The 6,211-nt window shown below is 63.9% G+C and carries 7 protein-coding genes; 3 read left to right on the top strand and 4 right to left on the bottom strand.

The features are described from left to right. From hemF to SO139_RS39015, 4 genes are all read right to left on the bottom strand, one after another. Positions 1-711: oxygen-dependent coproporphyrinogen-III oxidase (hemF, locus tag SO139_RS39030; RefSeq protein ID WP_498541695.1), on the bottom strand; the 711-nt coding region annotated here is incomplete at its 3' end. A gap of 165 nt (positions 712-876) precedes the next feature. Further along, positions 877-1,242, bottom strand: coding sequence for a 6-pyruvoyl trahydropterin synthase family protein (locus SO139_RS39025; protein WP_449380452.1), 366 nt, complete (start codon positions 1,240-1,242; stop codon positions 877-879). Positions 1,243-1,272: 30 nt separating this feature from the next. Beyond that, on the bottom strand, positions 1,273-1,917 hold the full coding sequence (gene queE, locus SO139_RS39020; RefSeq protein WP_449380451.1) for a 7-carboxy-7-deazaguanine synthase: 645 nt from the start codon (positions 1,915-1,917) through the stop codon (positions 1,273-1,275). A 19-nt stretch (positions 1,918-1,936) separates the two neighbouring features. Beyond that, positions 1,937-2,395: a tRNA (cytidine(34)-2'-O)-methyltransferase gene (locus tag SO139_RS39015; RefSeq protein WP_449380495.1), complete on the bottom strand. Its 459-nt coding sequence runs from the start codon at positions 2,393-2,395 to the stop codon at positions 1,937-1,939. A 279-nt stretch (positions 2,396-2,674) separates the two neighbouring features. On the opposite strand from SO139_RS39015, the gene petA reads away from it, so the two are divergent. The 3 genes from petA (at position 2,675) to SO139_RS39000 (ending at position 6,179) form a co-directional block, all read left to right on the top strand. Next, entirely contained in the window at positions 2,675-3,205 is a 531-nt protein-coding gene (petA, locus tag SO139_RS39010) for a ubiquinol-cytochrome c reductase iron-sulfur subunit (protein WP_449380450.1), read from the top strand. 62 nt (positions 3,206-3,267) lie between these two features. Next, positions 3,268-5,328, top strand: a complete 2,061-nt coding sequence (fbcH, locus tag SO139_RS39005) for a cytochrome b/c1 (protein WP_449380449.1) — start codon at positions 3,268-3,270, stop codon at positions 5,326-5,328. A gap of 176 nt (positions 5,329-5,504) precedes the next feature. Beyond that, complete coding sequence (locus tag SO139_RS39000) at positions 5,505-6,179, top strand: dienelactone hydrolase family protein (RefSeq protein WP_449380448.1); 675 nt, start codon at positions 5,505-5,507, stop codon at positions 6,177-6,179. The last annotated feature ends 32 nt before the right edge of the window (positions 6,180-6,211 follow it).

Genomic DNA, 6,211 nt, shown 5'->3' with positions numbered 1-6,211 from the left:
CACGAGCTCCGGATAGATCTTCAGGAAGGCGCGGCCGACGTCCTGGGTGAAGGCGAGATCGGCGTCCCAGTCGCCGCTGTCATGCCAGTCGTAGAAGATGCCGCCGATGCCGCGGGCTTCTTTCCGGTGCGGCAGATAGAAATATTCGTCGCACCATTTCTTGTACTTGTCGTAATCGGCGACTCCGTTCGGCCCGGTGCAGGCTTCCTGCATCGCGGCATGGAAGGCGATCGTATCGGCGTCTTCCTGTGTGCGCCGCCGCTCGAGCACCGGCGTCAAATCGGCGCCGCCGCCGAACCAGGCTTTCGTCGTGACGACGAAGCGCGTGTTCATGTGCACGGCGGGTACGTTCGGATTGCGCATGTGCGCGATCAGCGAGATGCCGGAGGCCCAGAAGCGTGGGTCCTCTGCCGCGCCCGGGATCTGCGCGCGAAACTCGGGGGCGAACTCGCCATGCACGGTCGAGCAGTGCACGCCGACTTTCTCGAACAGGCGGCCATGCATCATCGACATCACGCCGCCGCCGCCGGGCGCGCCAGTGTGGTCGCTGCGCTGCCAGGGCGTGCGCACGAAGCGGCCGGCCGCACCGGGATGGAGACCTTGCGGCGCGTCGTCCTCGAGCCGCTCGAAGCTTGCGCAGATGTCGTCGCGCAGAGCCTCAAACCAGCTCCGCGCGCGTGCCTTGCGGTCTTCGATCATCGAAACGTCCATGTGCAATTCCCGTCGCCGACTTGCGAGACGCGTAGGGTGGGCAAAGGCGCTCTAGCGCCGTGCCCACCACTTCTGCAACCGCTGCCACTGCGTTTGCCAAAGAGGTGGGCACGCTTCCGCCTTCGCTCTTTCGAGCTTCGGCGGAGCTTTGCCCACCCTACGAATCTAGCTCTGCGGACCGTAATAGGTGCAGCTCTCGTTGCAACTGTCGCGATGGATGCTGACGCGGGTCAGCCCGCCGAGATGTGCCAGGCGCTCCCAGACGTAGCGCGAGAGATTTTCAAGCGTCGGGATGCCCAGCGCCTCGATCTTGTTGAGGAACTTGTGGTCGAGCGTGAGGCGCACATCCTCGATCGCGCGCTGGAGGAGGCCGAGATCGACCACCATGCCGGTCACGGGATCCGGCGTGCCGCGCAAGCTCACCTCGGCGCGGAAGGAGTGGCCGTGAATCTCCTCGCTCGCCGCGCCAAAAGTGGTACCCGACAGCGTGTGCGCCGCCTCGAAGCGAAATGATTTCGTCAATTCCCACATCTTGTGAACGTCAGCCCTATCTGATGCCAGCTACCTGATGCCGAGCGTCTTGTGTGTTTGCACGCTGAGCCGCCATTGCGGGTGGCGCAGGCAATAATCGATGGCGCGCGCGGTGTTCTCGGCCACGTCTGGCCCGTCCATCGGTTGCAGCGAGAACCGCTCGAAGGCGAGAGCTTCGAAAGCTTCCGGCAGCGCCTGCGCTTGCGGATAGACAAGCTTCAGCTCGTGACCGCGCCGCACGACGAGATCGCTTCCCGCTTTCGGACTGACGCAGATCCAGTCGAGTCCGTCCGGCGGGAGGATCGTACCGTTGGTTTCGACCCCGATCTCGAAGCCGTTCGCATGTAGCGCATCGACCAGAGGGGCGTCTACCTGCAAGAGCGGCTCGCCACCGGTCAGCACGACATAACGGTTCCCTTGATGCCTTTCTTGGGTTCCCGTCCATTGCGCGGCGATCGTCGCCGCAAGCTCCTCCGCGGTGGCGTAGCGTCCGCCCAGCGTGCCATCGGTACCGACGAAGTCCGTGTCGCAGAACTGGCAAATGGCTCCGGCGCGGTCGGCCTCGCGCCCGCTCCAGAGGTTGCAGCCGGCAAAGCGGCAGAACACGGAAGCGCGCCCGGCATGGGCGCCTTCGCCTTGCAGGGTCAGGAAGATCTCCTTGACCGCGTAACTCACAAATCCTCTCCTTGAAACGCTAGGTTTGAATATCGCGGACCTGCCGCAGCGCTTCGCCTGCGGCCATCGCCGCGGTCATCGCCACATTGAGCGAGCGCAGCCCCGGCCTGATCGGGATGACGAGCCGCGCATCTGCGGCCGCGACCACCTCGTCGGTGACTCCTGCGCTCTCGCGCCCGAGCAGCAGGATGTCCGACGGCTGGTAGCGAAAATCAAGGTAGTTGGTCGCGCCCTTGGTGGTGAACAGCAGCAGCCGGTACCCTTGTTCCGTGCGCCAGGCCTGAAATTTCGACCAGGAGTCGTGACGGGTCATGCTGACCTGGTTCAGATAGTCCATTCCCGCGCGGCGGAACAGGCGGTCGGAGACGGGAAAACCTGCCGGCTCGATGATATGGGCGGCCATGTCCAGACAGGCACAAAGCCTGAGAATCGTGCCGGTGTTCTGGGGAATGTCGGGCTGGAAAAGCGCTATCTGCATGGCGTGATGACGGGTCGGTTGCGGCTGGAATTGTCTCAATAAAACATCGGTGGGCCGGGAATTCGTGCATTGCACGCTTCCGCGCCGATAGCGGGCTTGCGCTCGCCCGGCAAGGGTGCCAATAGAACGATTCTGGACTGCTGTTTCGCTCGTTTTGGCGCGGATCAAGCAAAGTTCTGCCGCCGCGGGGGGCCGCGGGCGCCGGCAGCCTGTTCTGGGGACCTTTGGGCGCCCCCTGGGGCGGTTCCGCCGGTCGCATAAGAAGAAAGGGTTGGAATCGTGACGACAGCGTCTTCGGCGGACCATCCGACACGCCGTGATTTCCTTTTCGTTGCAACGGGGGCAGCAGCGGCAGTGGGGGGCGTTGCGACGCTCTGGCCGTTCATTTCCCAGATGAATCCGGACGCCTCGACGATCGCCGCCGGTGCGCCGATCGAGGTCGATCTGACCCCGGTCGCCGAGGGCCAGGACATCAAGGTGTTCTGGCGCGGCAAGCCGATCTACATCAGCCATCGCACCAAGAAGCAGATTGACGAGGCGCGCGCGGTGAACGTCGCGAGCCTGCCCGATCCGCAGTCCGACGAGGCGCGGGTCAAGACCGGGCACGAGCAGTGGCTGGTCGTGATCGGCATCTGCACCCATCTCGGCTGCATCCCGATCGCCCATGAGGGCAACTACGACGGCTTCTTCTGCCCCTGCCACGGCTCGCAGTACGACTCTTCGGGCCGCATCCGCCAGGGGCCGGCGCCCGCGAACCTGACGGTGCCGCCGTATCAGTTCGTCTCCGACACCAAAATCCAGATCGGCTGAGCTTCGGACCCCGCGCCCGAAGCTTCGAGCCGTCGCGTCGTTTATTTCCTCAGGATCGCATCATGAGCGGACCCTCCGACTACCAGCCGAGCAATCCAGCCCTGAAATGGATCGAGCGGCGGCTGCCGATCTTTGGTCTTATGCATTCCTCGTTCGTCGCTTATCCGACGCCGCGTAACCTGAACTACTGGTGGACCTTCGGCGCCATCCTGTCTTTCATGCTCGGGATGCAGATCGTCACCGGCGTGATCCTGGCGATGCACTATACGCCGCACGCCGATCTGGCCTTCAAGTCGGTCGAACTGATCGTGCGCGACGTGAACTACGGCTGGCTGCTCCGCAACATGCACGCCTGCGGCGCGTCGATGTTCTTCTTCGCCGTCTACGTCCACATGCTGCGCGGACTGTACTACGGCTCCTACAAGGAGCCGCGCGAGGTGTTGTGGATCCTCGGCGTCATCATTTACCTCCTGATGATGGCGACCGGCTTCATGGGCTATGTGCTGCCGTGGGGCCAGATGAGCTTCTGGGGCGCCACCGTCATCACCAACCTGTTCTCCGCCATTCCCTATTTCGGCGAGAGCATCGTGACGCTGCTCTGGGGTGGCTATTCCGTCGGCAATCCGACGCTGAACCGCTTCTTCTCGCTGCACTATCTGCTACCGTTCATCATCGCGGGCGTCGTCGTGCTGCACGTCTGGGCGCTGCACGTCGCCGGGCAAAACAATCCGGACGGCGTCGAGGCCAAGACCGAGAAGGACACGGTGGCGTTCACGCCGTATGCGACGATCAAGGACCTGTTCGGCGTATCCTGCTTCGTGATCCTCTATTCCTGGTTCATCTTCTACATGCCGAACTATCTCGGCGACGCCGACAACTACATCCCGGCGAACCCGGGCGTGACGCCGCCGCACATCGTGCCGGAATGGTACTACCTGCCGTTCTACGCGATCCTGCGCTCGATCCCGAACAAGCTCGCGGGTGTCATCGCGATGTTCTCGGCGATCATCGTGCTGGCCTTCCTCCCCTGGCTCGACAGCGCCAAGACGAGGTCCTCGAAGTATCGTCCGCTCGCCAAGCAGTTCTTCTGGATCTTCGTCGTGGTCGCGGTACTGCTCGGCTATCTCGGCGCGCAGCCGCCGGAGGGCATCTACGTGATCGCGGGCCGCATCCTGACGGTCTGTTACTTCGCCTACTTCCTGATCGTGCTGCCGCTGCTCTCGCGCATCGAGACCCCGCGGCCAGTGCCGAACTCGATTGCGGATGCGGTGCTTGCCAAGGGCGGCAAGGTCGCGGCCTCCATCGTGGTTGCTCTGGTTGCTGCCGGCGCGCTGTTCGCAGCAACGCTCGGCGATGCCCGCGCCGAGGGCGGGGACAGGCCGCCAGGCAACAAGTGGTCGTTCGCCGGTCCCTTCGGCAAGTTCGACCGCGGTGCGCTCCAGCGCGGCCTGAAGGTCTACAAGGAGGTCTGCTCCAACTGCCACGGCCTGTCCTACATCGCCTTCCGCAACCTCGCGGAAGCCGGCGGCCCCGGCTATTCCGCGGCGCAGGCGTCGGCGTTTGCCTCCGAGTACAAGATCAAGGACGGTCCGAACGACCAGGGCGAGATGTTCGAGCGCCCGGGCCGCCCGGCGGACTACTTCCCGTCGCCCTTCCCGAACGAGCAGGCGGCTCGCGCGGCGAATGGCGGCGCGGCGCCGCCCGACCTGTCGCTGATCACCAAGGCACGCTCCTATGGTCGCGGTTTCCCCTGGTTCATCTTCGACTTCTTCACCCAGTACCAGGAGCAGGGCCCGGACTACGTCGCCGCGGTGCTCCAGGGCTTTGAGGACAAGGTGCCGGAGGGTGTGACCATCCCGGAAGGCTCCTACTTCAACAAGTACTTCCCGGGCCACGCCATCAAGATGCCGAAGCCGCTGAACGACGGCCAGGTCACCTATGACGACGGTTCGCCGACCACGGTCGCGCAATACGCCAAGGACGTCACCACGTTCCTGATGTGGACCGCGGAGCCGCACATGGAGGCGCGCAAGCAGCTCGGCTTCCAGGTGTTCGTGTTCCTCATCATCTTCACCGGCTTGATGTACTTCACCAAGAAGAAGGTCTGGGCCGACGCGCACTGAGCGGTCGAATAGCCATGGAAATGGAAAAGCCCCCGCCAGGGGGCTTTTTTAATGTTGGCGTCATTCCGGGGCGATGCGTCAGCATCGAACCCGGAATGCCGGGAGTGTGGATTGCGCCCCGCGCATACAACGGCCAAAATACCCGCAACGACCCCATAAACTCGTCGGAGGAAAGCATGGGCACCGTCATCACCTTCAAGCGTCCGGACGGCAAGGATACCTCGGGCTATCTCGCCAATGCCGCGCGCGGCAATGTGCCGGGCGTGGTCGTGATCCAGGAATGGTGGGGATTGTCGGACCAGATCAAGGGCCTGTGCGACCGCTTTGCGCTTGCCGGCTTCGATGCGCTCGCGCCCGACCTCTACAAGGGCAAGGTGGTGCCCTATCACGACACCGATGCGGCCAATCGCGAGATGAACTCGCTCGACTTCATGGACGCCACCACGCAGACCGTGCGCGGCGCCGCGCAATATCTTTCGCGCAACGGCGCCAAGGTCGGCCTGACCGGCTTTTGCCTCGGCGGTGCCGTGACCATCATCGGCGCGACCAAGATCCCGGAGCTTGCGGCCGGCGTTGTGTTTTACGGTATCCCGCCGGAGCAGGCGGCCAAGCCCGCTGACGTCAAGATCCCGCTCCAGGCGCATTTCGCCAACAAGGACGATTGGTGCACCCCGGAACTCGTCGGTGGTTTCGAAAAGGCCATGAAAGCCGCCGGCAAGTCGCTGGAGCTGTTTCGCTATGACGCCGAGCACGCCTTCGTCAACGAGCAGCGCCAGGCCGTGCACGACCGCGAGGCCGCCGAGCTCGCCTGGGGCCGCGCGACGGAGTTTTTCAAGAAGCATCTGGGATGAACGCAGCGGCGCGCTGATGCGACACAAGGCAA

Source organism: Bradyrhizobium sp. UFLA05-89 (assembly GCF_059803475.1).
Note: the sequence above shows the minus strand (reverse complement) of the source record. Positions and strands in the feature narration are given on the sequence as shown.